The organism is Shewanella sp. 6_MG-2023 (genome assembly GCF_030547195.1).
GTDB lineage: Bacteria > Pseudomonadota > Gammaproteobacteria > Enterobacterales > Shewanellaceae > Shewanella.
Genome location: NZ_JAUOQU010000034.1, coordinates 32,406 through 51,356, shown reverse-complemented (window position 1 = coordinate 51,356; position 18,951 = coordinate 32,406). Strand labels below are relative to the sequence as shown.

Below are 18,951 nucleotides of genomic sequence, written 5' to 3'. Positions count from 1 at the left end.
CTCCCCGGACTGGACTCGAACCAGTGACATACGGATTAACAGTCCGCCGTTCTACCAACTGAACTACAGGGGAATCGTCTTTAGCAATGTATTGCTGAGAACGGAGCGCATAGTAAAACGCCCTGATCAATCCGTCAACTCGAGATATAAAAAAAAGTGAAAAATTGATGTTAACTGCTCACCTAATACACATTGAGGCTTATAAATGGCCGTTATGGGTGTTTTTTAGTTAACTTATTTTTTGATTAAAACAGCTTTTAGAAATAAATGCTTGGTATTTCTAAAGCTTATATTTTCATATCGGCGCTAAAACAAGCTGATTTAAATGTTCAATACGCCTAATGTCACTTTTAGATTACTTTTTAGTGCTCAAGTGAATCTGCAAATAAGCCTGCCTGGTCAATTTAAGCTTTATGGTCATTACCACTTGTCGCAACTAAAGGACAGTTAAACGCTTCTATATAAGCTAAGTTCAAGCAAGCTGAGTAAAATAAAGACGTATCCCACTGCTTGGTCAAGCGGCTAATATAAGATGCTCGCTGTACATTTATAGGGCGACTTGAGTTATAGCGTTTGCTGGCTTGATATCTCTAGTCATAACTGCCATCAAATTGATCCATCAGCTAGCGCTATTCGTAACGCTATTAATTGGATTTAAAATTGATTGAAGCTTTGCTTATGTCACAACGCAGGTATCAGCGCTTATTCACCATTCTTAACAACACCGAATAGGGAATACCAATAAAGGTTGCGCAGCAGTTTGTTTCACTCTTGGCAGAATAGTTAAAAATGGAGTAAGTATACTAGTAGTAATGGGTGATATGCAGCTTGAGTGTACTGAGCTAACGTCTTGATTAAAGTAAGTCAGGATATAGACTCAAGCAGGTATTTTAAGCTAAATGCTTGATGTTAATCACATGCTATTTAATTTGCTAAAACCTAATAATCTAAACAGTGCAATTGTTATGTAAATTTTTTCTAGTTCGTAAGTCTAACTTTCAAATGTAATTTTATTTCATGATAGTTTTTTTACGATTTTATTAAACCGCACCTATTGCAATAGCCCATCAGTATTGGGTTAGAGTGACTTATCCACTAAATCTGTGGATAAGCCTGTGTGTTACTCTTGAAATATGCCCTCAAGCCCTTATAAACATTGGTAGTGACTTAAAATCTACCAATATTCAGCATAAATAAAATTCTGTTTAATTTCATAGTGATAAGAAATGCAATGCTTTTATTCTAATGAATGTTGTTTAGCGAGCCTTAATGTAAACAAGCTTAAGTTAATGTTGTGTATTAAATGGTGCATTCATGAAGGGATTTAGGCACTTTGTTCACCTAATGCAGCCTAAAACTCCGTTTGTAGCAATATTTCATATTTCTAAGCTTGAAATGTAATAAATTACTGCTAAGTGTTGTTTTCTATAAATCTCATTCGCAAAGATGGATGGCTTCAGTATAAAATGCACCTTCAACAAAGAAGGATATATCCTAGTGTCAGAATCGGTTTTTAATCTTGTATCAGACTATACACCTGCTGGTGATCAGCCCACGGCAATCAAGCAATTAGTTGATGGCTTAGATGCAGGCGTGGCTAAGCAGACCTTATTAGGGGTTACGGGCTCTGGTAAAACCTTTACGGTAGCCAATATTATTCAAACCTTAGGACGCCCAACGATTATCATGGCGCCAAACAAAACCCTTGCAGCGCAGTTATACGGCGAAATGAAAGAGTTTTTTCCTAATAATGCCGTAGAGTATTTTGTTTCTTATTATGATTATTATCAGCCAGAAGCCTATGTTCCGGCGTCAAATACCTTTATTGAAAAAGATGCCTCGGTCAATGCGCATATTGAACAAATGCGGCTCTCTGCAACCAAAGCCTTATTAGAACGCAAAGACGTGGTGCTGATAGCCTCAGTGTCGGCAATTTATGGTTTAGGTGACCCCGAACTTTATATGAAAATGCTATTGCATCTTCGTCAGGGTGATCTGATGGGACAAAGAGACATCATTACCCGCTTAGGTGAATTGCAATACACTCGCAATGATATTGATTTACAGCGTGGTACTTTCAGGGTTCGCGGTGAAGTGATTGATGTCTTTCCTGCTGAATCAGAGCGTGATGCAATACGAATTGAATTATTTGATGATGAAATTGAGCAGCTCAGTGAATTTGATCCATTAACAGGGCAGGTTACTAAGCGCTTAGCAAGAACCACAGTCTATCCTAAAAGTCACTATGTCACTCCTCGTGAAACGATTATCGAAGCAACGGAACATATTAAGGAAGAGTTAAGAGAACGCCGTCAGGAGCTTTTGGATAACAATAAGCTAATAGAAGCGCAGCGGATCTCCGAACGGGTGCAATACGATATTGAAATGATGGTCGAACTGGGTTATTGCTCTGGTATTGAAAACTATTCACGCTATCTATCAGGTCGTACAGAAGGCGATGGGCCGCCTACCTTATTAGATTATCTACCAGCAAATGGCCTGCTGATTATCGATGAATCACACGTTACTGTGCCACAAATTGGCGCTATGTATAAAGGTGATAGAAGTCGTAAAACAACCCTAGTTGAATATGGCTTTAGACTACCGTCAGCGTTAGATAACCGGCCGCTTAAGTTTGAAGAGTTTGAGCAATTAATGCCTCAAACCATTTTTGTCTCTGCCACGCCCAGTGATTATGAGTTTGAACAAAGTGATGGCGAAATTGCAGAGCAGGTGGTTAGGCCGACAGGTTTATTAGACCCTGAATTAGAAGTGCGCCCAGTGGCGATACAAGTAGATGATTTGTTATCTGAAATTCCAAAGCGTGTCGCGGCCAATGAAAGGGTTTTAGTCACAACCTTAACCAAACGGATGTCAGAAGATCTTACAGAATACCTCGATGAACATGGGGTGAAAGTACGCTATTTACATTCAGACATCGATACCGTTGAGCGAGTCGAAGTTATTCGTGACTTAAGGCTTGGCGTTTTCGATGTATTGGTGGGGATTAACTTACTTCGTGAAGGACTCGATATGCCTGAGGTGTCTTTAGTGTGTATTCTTGATGCTGATAAAGAAGGCTTTTTGCGCTCTGAGCGCTCTTTAATCCAAACCATTGGCCGCGCTGCACGTAATGTTAACGGTAAAGTGATCTTATATGCTGACAAAATTACCAACTCTATGGCAAAAGCCATGGAAGAAACCGAACGTCGCCGCACCAAACAACATGAGCATAACCTGAAATTAGGCCAAGTACCTAAAGGGGTAGTTAAGAAAATCACCGATGTGATGGACTTAGGCGATCCTCACCGTGGTAACAGTAAACATCAATATACCGCCTTCGGTAAAGTTGCAGAGAAATCGCCTGAATATGGCGATAAAGACACTAAGGTGCTAAGTGTTGCAGAGTTAGCCAAGCAGATTGATGTACTTGAAAAGCAGATGCATCAACATGCGCGAGACCTTGAATTTGAACAAGCTGCAGCCTTAAGAGATGAAGTAAAACAATTGCGAGATAAAATCATTATTAACAGTTAACGATTAAAATATCAGTTCTTAAAAAACCTATTAAGTAATGGCTTAAAGTGATAATTACTTTGCTGAGAGCCTTTTTTATTGAATGAAATTCAAAGGTATTTTGCCATATTTAAGCCATAAAAAAACGCGCTAATTAAGCGCGTTTTTATTGAGTGAGCCAGTTAGATTTAGAAGTTGGCTGACTTAGGTGAACGTGGGAATGGGATCACGTCTCGGATATTGCTTACGCCAGTAACATAAGATACTAGACGCTCAAAGCCTAAACCAAAACCTGCGTGTGGCACAGTGCCATAACGACGTAGATCACGGTACCACCAGTAATCTTCTTGGTCTAAGTTCATCTCAGCAAGACGAGCATCAAGAACGTCTAAACGTTCTTCACGTTGTGCGCCGCCAATAATTTCACCAATACCTGGTGCTAATACGTCCATTGCTGCTACAGTTTTACCGTCATCATTAAGACGCATGTAGAACGCTTTGATGTCTTTAGGGTAGTTTTTAACAACAACAGGCGCTTTAAAATGCTCTTCAGCAAGGTAGCGTTCATGCTCTGAATGTAAGTCGATACCCCATTCAACATCAAACTCAAACTTCTTATCACAAGCTTTAAGAATCTCAATGGCATCAGTGTAATCGATTTGGGCGAAGTCACTGGTCACGAATGCTTCTAAACGCTCAATGGCAGTTTTCTCTACTCGTTGAGCAAAGAATTCTAAATCATCACGACGTTCTTCAAGAACGGCTCTGAAACAGAATTTCAGCATGTCTTCAGCAAGTTTGGCCGCATCATCTAAATCAGCAAAAGCCACTTCAGGTTCAACCATCCAAAATTCAGCTAAATGACGGCTAGTATTTGAGTTTTCAGCGCGGAAAGTCGGGCCAAAGGTATACACTTTTGATAATGCACAAGCGTAAGTTTCAGCATTTAACTGACCTGATACGGTTAAGAATGATTCTTTACCGAAAAAGTCTTCGCTGTAATCAACCGTGCCTTGATCGTTACGGGGTAGATTTTCTAAATCTAACGTCGAAACGCGGAACATTTCACCCGCGCCTTCAGTATCAGAAGCAGTGATAAGTGGTGTAGAAACCCAGATATAACCTTGTTCATTGTAAAAGCGATGGATAGCTTGAGATAAACAGTTACGAACACGGGCCACTGCGCCAATAATGTTAGTGCGTGGGCGAAGATGAGCTAATTCGCGTAAATGCTCAATTGAGTGACGCTTAGCAGCCATAGGGTAAGTATCAGGGTCTTCAACTAAACCTGCAACTTCAACCTTGGTTACTTGCATTTCAAATGCTTGGCCTTTACCCGGAGATTCAACAACTTCACCAGTCATGATCACAGAGCAACCAGCAGTAAGCTTTAGCACTTCATTGGTATAATTTTCTAAATTATTCGGTACAACACCTTGAATAGGATCAAAACATGAACCGTCATAAACGGCTAGAAATGAAATACCAGCTTTAGAATCGCGGCGTGAGCGAACCCAACCACGTACCGTAACTTGCGAACCGATCGCAAAGTCACCTTTAAATACAGAAGCGACAGATGTAATGCTCATTGTTGCTTAGTTCTCCAATGAATCAATGATATAAATAGGGGCTTTATATTACCTTGAAATGGGCTTTTCACAAGGGTAAAAGCCGCTTGCAGGCAGATATTTTCACAAGTTTTAACAAACCCAGCAGAATCTGCTTAAAAATATTGCGGCAATATTACTTTTTTATCTGAAAATTCAGTTATAAGCGTATGACAAAGTGATGTATTTAAAACCTGCGAAACTTAACTAGCGGTGATATGTAGATGACCAAGGCTAATACAAGTCTTACTTAGGCTGCTATCAGTGGCTGGCGCTTAGCCGTTTTCCAGTTTGGGGATTTTAGTGAGACTTATGCTAATAGAAGCCGCTGTTATAGCGATTTAAATTATAGCTAGTTCCAATATAGCGAGCTCAAAAGGATTGAGAACCGATTATTCTGAGAGCCTGCTTTAACTGTAACACTTGAATATGTCACAGGTAGCGGGTTTGTAATTCGCTAGCTTATTTGAATGGTTGGTATCATCTCGTTTGTAGGGAAACTAAACTTAAGTTTCTTTTATTAACCATTAAAAACGTTAGCTGAATTGTTTAAATGACAACAGAGTAAATTAATGATTGCCGCTGTTACTCCCCAAATGAATTTACCTTGATAGGGCATATAATGGACATCATAAAAGCTGCCATGACGTTGATACTGAATACTGTGTCGATTTTTAGGGTTTAAAAAGTGTTTAAGTGGCACCCAAAAAGCCTCGGCGACTTCTCCTGGATCTAGCGCTATCTCAAAAGGTTGTTTAACAATGCCGATAACTGGGGTTATTTCAAATCCGGTAAAGGTTGTATGGGGCGGAAATGTACCGATCACATCAACATTTTCAGGTAATAAGGCAATCTCTTCTTCAGCCTCTCTAAGGGCAGTAAAAATCATACTGCTATCTTGTTTATCTACTTTACCGCCAGGGAAACTAAATTGACCTGGGTGGGCGCGTAAATGTAATGCTCTTTTGGTTAGCAACAGTTGAAGCTCGCCATCTACTTCGAGTAAAGGCACTAATACCGCGGCTTTTCTAGAGCGAAGCTCTTTTGGTGGGGAAACAATATGGTTTGTTAATGTTTGCAATGAAAAGTGAATATTGAACTGCGTAGTATTCATCAAACGTCCCAGATAATCATATTGGTTTTATAAAAATAAAATGGCGCAAGTCTTCCCTTTAAATTAGCACAATAACCGTAAGTTTGACGGTTTTAAGCTGTTTATAAGCAAAGTTTTATGGCTGTTATTTTACTTTATAGGCCTTGCAGTAAAATTGGGTTTGGTTTTTTTGCACGTTTGCTGTGCGTTAATGCACCAAAGTGATTGTTTTTAATTACGCTTTTAATTTCGTTTTAAACAAGTTTGTAAATTTAATTTACAATCAGTTGGTTTTAAGATCTTGAAATTTAATCTTTTTATTCTGTAACCTGATTGAAATTAAACTGTCGTTAAACTGTGATGTTGTGCTGGCATGGTAACTGCTGGGTTATTAATCAGTTAAGACATTCGCGAGGGCGACAAATATGGGACTAGGGAAGTTACTGTATTTGCAAGGCGTAGGCGCTGAGTTTATAGATTGCTTTGGCAACAATGTACAGATCCAGCCTCTAGATAGAAATGGAATTTTACAATCCATGTGTGTTAATGATGCATCAACTAAAGGTGCATCAACGAGTGACACGCTAAATAATATTGCTGCTAATCGTTCTTTTGTTAGCTCGACTTTAAGCGATGAATTTATTCAGCAACGGATTTTTGAATTAGATGCCGCGCCATGGTTACAGCCTCTGCATGGGTTTCAATGGAGCTATGTGGATGACCCTATTGTTGAGTTTCATTTACCTGAGCATTTTACTGGCAGCATAAAAGTTGAGATTGAAATTGAACATGGTGATAAATTTCATTTTCCAATCAGCCTCGGCCAAATGCGGGTTGTGGGTGATTATGGCATTGATGGTATCAGTTATCTTAAATATCAGTATCAATTAAATGATGACATTAATGCCCCGCTAGGCCTTGGTTACCACGGTATCAGTGCCACTGTTGAATCTGCAAGCTCCAGTGAAACATATACCGGTCAATTAATGATTGCGCCGCGCAGCGCCTATGTTCATGCTGACAGTAAAACAGCCAAATGGGGGCTTAGCACCCAACTTTATAGCCTTACTAGCCAAAGCCAGTGGGGGATTGGTGACTTTAATGATTTACAAAAGCTCATCGAGTTAGCTGCTGCAAAAGGCGCAGATTTTATTTTACTAAACCCATTACACGCTCTGGATTTACCAGAAAGTGCCAGCCCTTATAGCCCATCAGATAGACGTCGACTTAATCCGTTATACATTCACATCGAGTCAGTGGCTGAATACGCTGCCATTGAAGGGGTTATAACTTCTAAGCTTTGGCGAAATAAACAATATCAATTAGCTCAGTCTAGATTGCTTGATTACTGCGAGATACATGAAACTAAATTTTCTATTTATCAAATGCTGTTTAACGCGTTTATTAAAGAGCATAAAAACAACCACAGTAAACGCTATCTAGACTTTGCCTGTTTTAAGCAACAGCAGGGTGAAGGTTTAAGCCAATATGTCACCCACCAGCAACAGCGAAATTCGTGTTTTACAGATGCAGAATTTCTGTGTTATTTACAATTTATCGCTTATGAGCAATTACTTCAGTGTCAGGCAAAAGCCAAAACTGCAGGCATGTCCTTAGGGCTAATTCGTGATATGGCAGTCGGTGCCTCGCCTACGGGGGCTGAAGTCTGTGCAAATATCGATAATTTTTGTACCAATGCCAATATTGGTGCACCGCCAGATCCTTTTGCCCCTCAAGGGCAAAACTGGGGTTTAACGCCTTTTGACCCTATCAAATTAGCCCAGCATAAATTTGAGCATTTCATTGATTTGATCCGCTCGAATATGGTGTCTTGTGGCGGTTTACGAATCGATCATGTCATGGGCTTATTACGCTTATGGTGGTGGCCTAAGCAGGAAGGTTTAGGCAATGGGGCATATGTGTATTACCCATTGGATACTTTATTAGCCATTTTGTGCCTAGAAAGTCAGCGAGCCCAATGTGTGTTAATTGGCGAAGACCTTGGCATAGTGCCGCCAGAAATTGTCGCCAACCTAGCTAAAGCAAAAATATTTTCAAACGAACTATTTTACTTTGCTAAACATCATGACGGCTTTATGAACCCCGCCTTTTATAAGTCTCACAGTTTGATGATGCTAGCAAACCATGATGTGCCGACATTAACGGCGTGGTGGACTGCGGCAGATATTGAATTACGGCATCAGTTAAATCTGTATGACAACGAGCAACAACTTGATGAGGCGAAATCGCTAAGGCTGATAGAGAAACAACAACTACTGGATTTACTTAGTCAGCATCATCTTATCAAAGCCAATATTGTGATGGGTGAAGTTGATTTTGAGCAATTAATGCTTGCTTGGCTCCAGTTATCGGCATCGGGTAATTCAGCCCTATATAGCATTCAAATTGACGATCTGATCGATGAAGTCAAACCGATAAACATTCCCGGTACTTGGAAACAATACCCCAATTGGTGTCGACGCTTAAGTCGCACTTTAGAACAAATTTCAGCAGATTCAACAGTCAATAACAGGCTCGATGCCATCAATAAAACCAGACGTAGCAAATATATAGATGACAGCGGCAAGCCTGAATGGGCTGTTTACGGCTAATGCGAATAACGAACAGCGTAATCATTAATTCAAACATTTATGGAGCAATGCAAAATGACTAATAATGCCCCTTATTTTAATCATGGAACCGATACCGCATTACTGAGTGGTAATTTTACTGATGTATTTTCATTACTGGGTATGCATAAAGCCGACAATGGCAAATCTTTGATCGTTAGATGCTTCGTCAAAGGTGCAATAGAAGTTGAAGTGATCAGTCTAAAAGATGGTAAAAAAGTCGCTTCATTAACCCAAGTTGATGAGCAGGGTTTATTTGCTGGCACTATGGGACGACGGGTTAAGCCATTTTTATATAGCTTAAAAGTGACTTATCCAATGAGTATTGAAACCATAATCGATCCCTACCAGTTTGGCAGCTTGCTGGATGATGATGACATCTACTTATTTGCTGAAGGAAAGCAGCAAAAAAGCTACCAATTTCTAGGTGCGAACTGGAAGACTATCGCAGGTGTAGAAGGTGTTCATTTTTGTGTCTGGGCGCCGAATGCTCAAAAAGTTGCCGTAGTAGGTGATTTTAATCATTGGGATGGCAGAGCCCATATCATGCGCTTTCATCCTAGTAATGGCATTTGGGAAATATTTATTCCCAATGCTGATGCAGGCCAATTTTATAAATTTAGTGTCACTACACAAGATGGCGCTTTAACTGAAAAAGCCGACCCTTATGCGATTCAAATGCAAGCAGCGCCGGGTAATTCATCGGTTGTTCCACACAAAACTGATTATAAATGGCAAGACAAAAAATGGCTTAAGCAGCGCGCAAAACAGCAACTACATCAATTGCCTATGTCTGTTTATGAAGTTCATCTCGCTTCATGGAAGCGTAAAGGTGAGTGGGGCGATAGTTACCTCAGTTATCAAGACTTAGCTGATGAATTGATTCCATATCTTAAAGAAATGGGCTTTACCCACCTGCAACTGATGCCAATCAGTGAATACCCATTTGATGGCTCTTGGGGTTATCAACCTGTTGGTTTATATGCAGCAACTTACCGCTTTGGTGATCCCGTTGGCTTAAAAGCCTTTATAGATGAATGTCATCAACATGATATTGGGGTTTTATTAGACTGGGTGCCGGCTCATTTCCCTAAAGACCCTCATGGACTGGCTAAGTTTGACGGCAGTTGTTTGTATGAACATCAAGATCCACGTCAAGGGGAGCATCCTGACTGGGACACTTTAATATTTAATTACGGCCGCGGCGAAGTACAAAGCTTTTTACTCAGTAATGCCTGTTATTGGCTTGAAGAGTTTCACTTCGATGGGCTAAGGCTCGATGCCGTGTCTTCCATGCTATATCTCGATTACAGCCGAGAATCTGGTCAATGGCTGCCTAATGAGTATGGCGGACGCGAAAACATTCAAGCCATTGAATTTTTGAAATTGCTCAATGAGCGAATCTATGCCGCCTACCCAGGTGTCACTATGGTGGCAGAAGAATCAACCGCTTGGGGCGGAGTGACAGACACCACTGAAAATGGTGGCTTAGGCTTTGGTTTTAAGTGGAATATGGGCTGGATGAATGACTGCTTGAGTTACCTTAGTCGCGATCCCATTTACCGTAAACATCACCACCATGAAATGACCTTTAGCTTAGTGTATGCCTATACCGAGCAATTTATTTTGTCCTTAAGTCACGATGAAGTGGTGCACGGTAAAGGCTCGTTACTGCATAAAATTCCCGGTGATGATTGGCAAAAGTTTGCCACCTTAAGAAGCTTTTTAGGCTTTATGTGGGGCCATCCAGGTAAAAAACTGCTGTTTATGGGCACAGAGTTTGCCCAACGTGATGAGTGGAATCATAACCAAAGCCTAGATTGGCATTTACTGCAATACGCGCCGCACCAAGGCATGCAAGATTGGGTTAGAGATCTCAATAGCTTATACAGTGAAAGCCCAGCCTTATATGAACTGGACCATCAGCCATCAGGTTTTCAATGGCTGGATTGTGATAATGGTGATGCCAGTATCTTTAGTTTTATTCGCTATGCCAAAGACAGTGGGCAGCATTTAATATTTGTGGTCAATATGACCCCGCAAGTGCATTACGACTTTAGGGTCGGTTTACCTTCTGAAAATGATTATATCGAAGTGCTCAATAGTGATAGCCCGTGTTATGGCGGTAGCGCGGTAAGCAATGACACCATTATTAATACCGATGTTGACTGGCAAGGCATGGCACGCAGTGGTCTGGTGACTGTACCGCCATTGGCGACGATTGTGCTCAGTGTTAAGGCCGCCCGCACCAGTTTAGAATCTGAAGAGGATTAACTATGGAATCGGTTAACCCTTTGCTTACAGGAAAGCCTTACCCCTTGGGCGCCAGCGTTGATGATAATGGCGTGAACTTTGCGCTATTTTCAGCTAACGCCACCCAAGTGGTGCTATGTCTTTTTGACGAGTTTGGGCTTAACGAACAACAATTTCCGTTAACCCAAAAAACCAGACAAATTTGGCATGGTTACTTGCCACAAGCGAAAGCGGGTACCTTATATGGTTATCGGGTTTATGGACCCTATCAACCCTTACTTGGGCACCGCTTTAATCATCATAAACTATTGCTAGACCCTTACGCCAAGCAGCTGTTTGGTGAACTTGAAGCTAACGATGCAACTTATGGCTATCAAATTGATAGCCCTGATTCTGATTTATCTTTTTGCAGCAAAGATAACGCCAAATACATGCCTAAATGCTGTGTAGTAGATGACAGAGCGCTACGAAACAGACCGGTTAAAAGGCTTAATATTCCTTTAGAACAAACCATCATTTATGAAACCCATGTAAAAGGTTTTAGTGTGTTAAATCCTGAAGTAAATGATGATATTAAAGGCACTTATGCTGGCCTTGCTGCCCCCAGCAGTATCCAATATTTAACCCAGTTAGGGGTTAACTGTGTTGAACTACTGCCAGTGCAAAGCTTTTTCAATGAGCCATTTTTAATCGAAAAGAACCTCAGTAATTACTGGGGCTACAACAGCATTGGATTTTTTGCACCCAACGCAGCTTATATGAGTGGCGAGAGTATTACTGAGTTTCGCGACATGGTTGATAGCCTGCACGATGCGGGTATCGAAGTGATCTTAGATGTGGTTTATAACCATACTGCAGAAGGCAGTCGTTTGGGACCCACCTTAAGCTTTCGCGGCATCGACAACGCCAACTATTATCGATTGGTGTCTAACGAACAGCGTTTGTATATCAATGATACTGGTTGCGGTAACACCTTTAATTCAAACCACCCGCAAGTGTTGCAATTGATTATGGACTCATTGCGATATTGGGTTGAAGTCATGGGAGTTGATGGTTTTAGATTTGATTTAGCCAGTTGCTTAGGCCGTGAAACCTATGGTTTTGATCCAGGATGCGGTTTTTTTGATGCCTTATCGCAAGATCCCGTGTTGTGTCAGGTGAAACTGATTGCCGAGCCTTGGGATATTGGTCCCGGTGGTTATCAACTGGGTAATTATCCTATCGCATTTAGTGAATGGAACGATCGCTACCGAGATACCATGCGCCGTTTTTGGCGCGGCGATCATGGGATGCTCCCTGAATTTGCCAGACGCTTTCATGGCTCAGACGATTTTTTTGAACACCATGGCCGCAGTCCATCGGCAAGTATCAATTTTATTACCAGTCATGATGGTTACACCTTAAAAGACTTAGTCAGCTTTAACCAACGGCATAACTTGGCTAATGGTGAAGGTAACCGCGACGGCCATCATGAAAACCTCAGTGCCAATTACGGCGAAGAAGGCGAAACCAGCAAGGTAGTTATCAATCAAACTCGTCAACGCCAGCAGCGAAACTTTCTTGCCACACTTTTGCTGTCCCAAGGGGTACCCATGATGCTGAGTGGCGACGAAATGGGTCACAGTCAGCACGGTAATAACAACGCCTATTGTCAAGATAACAAGATCAGTTGGATAGACTGGCAAGCCATTGATTGGTCATTAGTCGAATTTACCTCGCAATTAATTAACTTACGTCAGCGTTTCCCGATTTTATGCCATCGAGACTTTATTCATGTGCCTGATAATAAACGCGATAGCGGCTTTGTTTGGTATGGCCGTGATGGTGAACCTATGTCAAAACGTCAATGGAGTGAACAAAGTTGTCGTAGTTTGGCCGTGGCGATAACTTCCGGTGAATCAGCGCTACAACAACCCCACGCACTATTACTGATACTCAATGCTGATGTTGAAAGTCAGACATTTACCTTACCGAGCTTAAATTGTTATGACCCTTGGCAATGTTTGCTGTCAACCCAAAACCTTAATAACGACAATTTAGCGCAAAGTGAATTGATTAAAGAAAGTAAGGCAGTACTTCAAAGTCGAAGCCTGATGTTATTTCATGCCAATTTTCAACTAGTTCAAGATAAGGAATTAATCGATGACAGTCACTAAAAGGAAAACCCGCGAGAAAAAAACGGCCACAAAAGCGGCTAAATCGACACTCAAAAATGAGCCAATAAGTAATGACCATCTAGATTGCGATCCTTGTGACAGTTTAGATGCCACCTTTAAGCGACAACTTCAAGGGGTGTTAAGCCGTGATGAAAATGCCACCAATGATATGTATGGCGCGTTAGCGTCAGCGGTTAAAGCAAATTTACTGCAACAATGGCGAGAAACACGCTTAAAAGATAACCAATATCAGCAAAAACAAGTGGCTTATTTATCGCTGGAGTTTTTGATGGGCCGTACCTTGGGTAATGCTTTACTCAGTTTAGATTTAACAACAGAGACTCGTGAGGCGCTAAATAGCTACGCAGTAGATTTAGAAACCTTACAAGAAGCCGAGCTTGATGCCGGTTTAGGTAACGGCGGTTTAGGCCGCTTAGCCGCATGCTTTTTAGATAGTTGCGCCAGTTTAGACCTAGCGGTTGTTGGTTATGGTATTCGCTATGAATACGGCATGTTTAAGCAAAAAGTGGTTGATGGATATCAAATAGAGCAACCGGATCGCTGGTTAAGAGAAGGCAATCCATGGGAAGTGAGATTAGCCAATCACACCATTAGTGTGCCATTTTTTGGCCATACTGAATCCTATGTCGATCTACAAGGTCATCGTCATTATGTGTGGATTGATACTCAAGATGTCAACGCAGTGCCACACGATATGCCAGTACCCGGCTATAAAAACGGTCGGATTAATACGTTAAGGCTGTGGAAAGCTGAAGCCACTGATGATTTTGATTTAGCAGAATTTAATGATGGTGATTATACCGAGGCCGTGGCCCGTAAAAATATGGCCGAGCAAATTACCATGGTGCTGTACCCCAATGACGCCAGTGAAAATGGTAAAGAGCTGCGTTTAAGGCAGCAGTATTTTTTATCTTCGGCCAGTTTACAGGACATTTTACTGCGCTATGTGGCGGTTCATGGCAGCGATTTTAGTCGCTTTAGTGAGCTTAATGCCATGCAACTTAATGATACTCACCCCAGTATTTCAGTACCTGAATTAATGCGTTTGCTCATGGATACCTATGGCTTGGATTGGGATCAAGCATGGGATATTACCTCAAGCAGCGTGGCATACACTAATCACACCTTGCTACCAGAAGCGCTAGAGCGCTGGCCTGTGCGCATGCTAAAGCACATGTTGCCACGCATTTTGGACATTATTTATGAAATTAATGCCCGTTACCTCGAAGCCGTTGCTCACCATTGGCCAGGTGATAATGACAAATTAGCGGCGATGTCGATTATCGAAGAAGGCCACGAACCCCATGTGAGAATGGCATACCTTGCAATTGTGGCTAGCTTTTCGGTTAATGGCGTCGCAGGTCTGCATACCCAATTATTAAAGTCTGGTTTGTTTAATGATTTTTATCAGCTATGGCCACACAAATTCAATAATAAAACCAACGGTGTGACGCCAAGGCGCTGGCTGGCCCATTGTAATCCGCGCTTGGCACAGCTAATTACTCGCCGTTTAGGTGATAGTTGGGTGACCGATTTAACCCAGCTAACAGCCCTTAATGCCTTTACCGATGACCAAGCCTTTTTGAAGCAGTGGCAGACCGTCAAATTTGATAACAAGGTAGATTTAGCCAAATTAGTGGCAGCTGAGTGTGAGGTTGAGTTTGACCCTAAGATGATGTTTGACGTACAGGTTAAGCGCATTCATGAATACAAACGCCAGTTACTGAATATATTGCATGTTATTCATTTATATCAACGCATTGTGGCGGGTGATACCCAAGGGATGCAGCCCCGTTGTGTGCTGATTGGCGGCAAAGCGGCGCCTGGTTATGCCATGGCCAAGCAAATCATCAAACTCGCCAATAATGTGGCCCATATGGTGAACTCAGATCCTGTGGTAACGCCATATTTACGTTTTGCTTTTTTGCCAAACTATAATGTCAGCGCCATGGAAAAAATTTGCCCGGCCACAGATTTATCTGAGCAAATCTCCACTGCTGGTAAAGAAGCATCGGGCACCGGCAATATGAAATTTATGATGAATGGCGCTCTCACCATAGGCACCCTCGATGGTGCAAACGTTGAAATGCTTGAAGAAGTGGGTGATGACAACTTCTTCTTATTTGGTCTTAATGCTGACGAGGTTAGTCAGCTTAAATCTCACTACAACCCCCATCAATATATTCAACAGTCACCCGCACTCAAACATGTGTTAGAGATGCTTAAAAGTGGCCATTTCAATTTAGTGGAACCGGGTATTTTTGACAGCATTATTGCTGCCATTGAAGACCCATATGATCAATGGATGATCGCCGCCGATTTTGATGCATATCGCGTAGCACAAGAAAACGTCGCTGCTGCCTATGCCAATCAAGAACACTGGACTCAAATGAGTATTAGAAATACTGCATCCAGCGGACGTTTTTCTAGTGACAACACTATTAGTGCGTATCGTGACGACATTTGGTTTGCCAAATAATCACGCCATTATATTTTCAGCAAGTTGCTGAGTTTAAAGTTAGGAGTCTTAATATATGTCAAATGCTCGTTATATTAGTAATCTTACCCGTGATACCTATGCATTAATTCTAGCTGGTGGTCGAGGCTCTCGCTTACATGAGTTAACCGATTGGCGTGCTAAACCGGCGTTATATTTCGGAGGTAAGTTCCGCATTATTGATTTTCCATTATCAAACTGCATTAACTCAGGGATCCGCCGTGTTGGGGTAGTCACCCAATACAAATCTCACTCGTTAATTCGCCATGTTAGCCGTGGTTGGGGCCACTTTAAGAAAGAGCTGGGCGAGTCAGTGGAAATCTTGCCAGCATCACAGCAAACCTCAGGCAACTGGTATGAAGGCACTGCTGATGCGGTATTTCAAAATATCGATATTATTCGTCATGAGTTACCTAAATACGTGATGGTGTTATCTGGGGACCACGTTTATCGAATGGATTATGCCGGTTTACTGGCCGCTCATGCGGAATCTGGCGCTGATATGACAGTGTGCTGTTTAGAAACGCCCATTCCTGAAGCTGCTAATGCGTTTGGGGTAATGGAAGTGGATGAAGATATGCGGGTGGTCGGCTTTGAAGAAAAACCTGCCGTGCCTAAATCTATCCCAGGTAATGAAGAGTTTTGTTTAGCATCGATGGGCAATTATGTGTTTAACACTAAGTTTTTATTCGATCAGTTAAAGAAAGATGCCAATAACGAAAACTCAGACCGAGATTTTGGTAAAGATATTATTCCGTCCATTATCGAGCACGCCAATATATTTGCTTTCCCGTTCACCAGTGCAGTACCTGATGAGCCAGCATACTGGCGTGATGTGGGCACCTTGGATTCATTTTTTCAAGCCAATATGGAGTTATTGTCACCCACACCAGCACTGAATTTATATGATGCTAAATGGCCAATTTGGACTTATCAGGAGCAACTTCCACCCGCTAAATTTGTTTTCGATGATGATGATCGCCGTGGTATGGCGGTAGATTCAATCGTTTCTGGTGGTTGTATTATTTCAGGTGCTAAGGTCAAGCGTAGTGTGCTGTTTGATGAAGTGCGGGTGTGTTCATACTCATTAGTGAAAGACTCGGTGTTGTTACCTGATGTAGTGGTACTTAAAAATTGCCGTATTCAAAATGCCATTATTGATCGCGGTTGTATCATTCCTGAAGGTATGGAAATTGGCTTTAATCGTGCCCAAGATATTGCCCGTGGATTTAGGGTGTCAGAAAAAGGCATAACCCTAGTTACTAGAAAAATGCTCGGTTTACCTACGGGTTATGAGTAATTGATTTAGTCGACTTATTCAATTTAGTCGGCTTTTCAATTTAGTTGAGCTGCAGGTTTACCCTTTGGTTAAACTTGGCGGCTCAACATTTTACATCATGTAACACCGAATAAAAAACCTAATAGCATTTAAAAGGTATTCACTAGTGAAAAAAGTATTAATGATCGCAGCTGAGAACGACGCGATATCTGGCGCGAAAGTCGGTGGTATGGCTGATGTTATTCGCGACTTGCCTCCAGCATTAGCAAGCGAAGATATTATTGTGGATGTGGCTATGCCTAATTATGGCTATATTGCACAAACTTATAATGCTAATAACATCGGCACTGTAGCGGTAAAATTTGGTGCTAATATTGAAATCGTCAGCGTGGCGCTGATGCCAAGACCCAGAACCAGTGTTGACGGCAATACATACCTTAACAGCCAAGTATACTTATTTGAGCATCATTTATTTAATAGCGAGGGTAATCAAGTTTATTGTGCAGGCAGTAATGATAGGCCCTTTGCTGATGACGCCACTAAGTTTGCCTTATTTAATTTAGCGGTAGCCCAAGCTTATATTGATGGTTTAATCCCCGAAGTTGATGTGATGCATATGCATGACTGGCACGCCGGAATGCTGGTGATGTTACGGGCATTTGACCCACAATATGCCATGTTAAAGCAATGCCAATGTGTATTCTCAATTCATAATTTAGCCCTGCAGGGCATAAGACCAATACGTGATGATGTCTCATCATTTGCTGCATGGTTTCCTGAGCTAACGCACCTTTTAACAGATGAGCAAAAAGCTCATTTAAGCGATCCACGATATCCTAACTGTGTAAACCCAATGAAAATGGGTATTGAGCTCAGTGACAAGGTACATTTAGTGTCGCCGACCTATGCTCATGAGGTGTTAATGGCATCCGATCATCAAAATGGTTTTTTTGGTGGTGAAGGCTTAGAAGCGTCCATGTTAGATAAACATAATCGTGGTGACATTGTAGGAATACTCAATGGCTGCGTTTATGAGAATGATAACAGTGGTGTTAATGATAGTGGTGTTAATGATAGTGGTGTTAATGATAGTGATGTTAATAGTGCTGAAAGTGAATTGACCACTGCAAAACCTGATAAGAAAACCGCTAACAAATCGATTAATCAGCTATTAGTGAAATCACAAGATACAGTCATTAAATGGTTAGGTAAAACAGACTCTGCTCGCAGTGTCGATCAAATAACTTTAGCGCGTTTACAACAATGGCAAATGCAACAAATCAACCAAGCGAGCTCGATTGATTTCTTAATGACATCAGTAGGGCGGTTAACAGATCAAAAGGTGTTGCTGTTACGTCAACCCTATCCCGTTGAGGCAAACAGTACTGGCCAAAGCCTATTAGACGCTATGCTGATTGAGTTAAAACGATTAAAACCCCAAGGGGTGTTTATGCTACTGGGGAGTGGCTATCATGTCATAGCCAAAGAGTTTCAACAGGTCGCGTCAAGGCACAGTAACTTTGTGTTTATTAATGGCTATGATCAGCAATTATCCGATGAACTTTATCAGTTAGGTGATTTGTTTGTCATGCCAAGTAGCTTTGAGCCTTGTGGTATCAGCCAATTATTAGCCATGAAGCAAGGTCAGGTGTGTATTGCCCATGGGGTAGGTGGTTTACGCGATACCATTAAAGATCAGCAAACCGGTTGGTTATTTGAAGGTCATAATTTAGCTCACCAAGCGGAGCAATTTATTCAGGTGTTAATTAACGCCTTAAGCTTGAGTAATGAGCAACCTGAGCAATATCGTCAAATGGAGATTGCTGCCAGTCAAGAACGCTTTAGCTGGCAACAGGTGGCTAAGCAATATCGCCAGCAGTTATACAGTTGAATACCTTT

9 protein-coding genes and 1 tRNA gene are annotated in these 18,951 nt (G+C 41.6%); 7 read left to right on the top strand and 3 right to left on the bottom strand.

Translation table 11 applies throughout. The features are described from left to right. Positions 1-73: transfer RNA gene (locus Q4533_RS17015), tRNA-Asn, on the bottom strand. 1,424 nt (positions 74-1,497) lie between these two features. On the opposite strand from Q4533_RS17015, the gene uvrB reads away from it, so the two are divergent. Then, complete coding sequence (gene uvrB, locus Q4533_RS17010) at positions 1,498-3,537, top strand: excinuclease ABC subunit UvrB (RefSeq protein WP_102531716.1); 2,040 nt, start codon at positions 1,498-1,500, stop codon at positions 3,535-3,537. Positions 3,538-3,704: 167 nt separating this feature from the next. On the opposite strand, the gene asnS is transcribed toward uvrB, so the two are convergent. After that, positions 3,705-5,105 carry an asparagine--tRNA ligase gene (gene asnS, locus Q4533_RS17005; RefSeq protein ID WP_102438161.1) on the bottom strand — a complete coding sequence of 467 codons (1,401 nt, stop codon included), beginning with the start codon at positions 5,103-5,105 and terminating at the stop codon, positions 3,705-3,707. A gap of 538 nt (positions 5,106-5,643) precedes the next feature. Beyond that, positions 5,644-6,237 (bottom strand): CoA pyrophosphatase, encoded by a 594-nt coding sequence (locus Q4533_RS17000; protein WP_102438159.1) that lies wholly within the window; start codon positions 6,235-6,237, stop codon positions 5,644-5,646. Between the two features lie 404 nt (positions 6,238-6,641). Between Q4533_RS17000 and malQ the strand changes: the two genes are divergently transcribed. From malQ to Q4533_RS16970, 6 genes are all read left to right on the top strand, one after another. After that, positions 6,642-8,828 (top strand): 4-alpha-glucanotransferase, encoded by a 2,187-nt coding sequence (gene malQ / locus Q4533_RS16995; protein WP_102531717.1) that lies wholly within the window; start codon positions 6,642-6,644, stop codon positions 8,826-8,828. A 54-nt stretch (positions 8,829-8,882) separates the two neighbouring features. Next, on the top strand, positions 8,883-11,120 hold the full coding sequence (gene glgB / locus Q4533_RS16990; protein WP_102476854.1) for a 1,4-alpha-glucan branching protein GlgB: 2,238 nt from the start codon (positions 8,883-8,885) through the stop codon (positions 11,118-11,120). A 2-nt stretch (positions 11,121-11,122) separates the two neighbouring features. Beyond that, a complete protein-coding gene (gene glgX / locus Q4533_RS16985) occupies positions 11,123-13,255 on the top strand; it encodes a glycogen debranching protein GlgX (protein WP_303503464.1) in 2,133 nt (710 codons plus the stop codon). After that, entirely contained in the window at positions 13,242-15,755 is a 2,514-nt protein-coding gene (locus Q4533_RS16980) for a glycogen/starch/alpha-glucan phosphorylase (protein ID WP_303446199.1), read from the top strand. The genes glgX and Q4533_RS16980 overlap by 14 nt, the downstream gene beginning before the upstream one ends. A gap of 55 nt (positions 15,756-15,810) precedes the next feature. Further along, entirely contained in the window at positions 15,811-17,073 is a 1,263-nt protein-coding gene (glgC, locus tag Q4533_RS16975; RefSeq protein WP_102438149.1) for a glucose-1-phosphate adenylyltransferase, read from the top strand. A gap of 145 nt (positions 17,074-17,218) precedes the next feature. After that, positions 17,219-18,943, top strand: coding sequence for a glycogen synthase (locus Q4533_RS16970; RefSeq protein ID WP_303503462.1), 1,725 nt, complete (start codon positions 17,219-17,221; stop codon positions 18,941-18,943). Positions 18,944-18,951 lie beyond the last annotated feature (8 nt).

Excerpts from the sequence above, each read along its gene's own strand:
- glgB (WP_102476854.1), top strand. The coding sequence starts at position 8,883 with ATGACTAATAATGCCCCTTATTTTAATCATGGAACCGATACCGCATTA.
- Q4533_RS16980 (WP_303446199.1), top strand. The coding sequence starts at position 13,242 with ATGACAGTCACTAAAAGGAAAACCCGCGAGAAAAAAACGGCCACAAAA.
- malQ (WP_102531717.1), top strand. The coding sequence starts at position 6,642 with ATGGGACTAGGGAAGTTACTGTATTTGCAAGGCGTAGGCGCTGAGTTT.
- asnS (WP_102438161.1), bottom strand. The coding sequence starts at position 5,105 with ATGAGCATTACATCTGTCGCTTCTGTATTTAAAGGTGACTTTGCGATC.
- glgX (WP_303503464.1), top strand. The coding sequence starts at position 11,123 with ATGGAATCGGTTAACCCTTTGCTTACAGGAAAGCCTTACCCCTTGGGC.
- Q4533_RS17000 (WP_102438159.1), bottom strand. The coding sequence starts at position 6,237 with ATGAATACTACGCAGTTCAATATTCACTTTTCATTGCAAACATTAACA.
- glgC (WP_102438149.1), top strand. The coding sequence starts at position 15,811 with ATGTCAAATGCTCGTTATATTAGTAATCTTACCCGTGATACCTATGCA.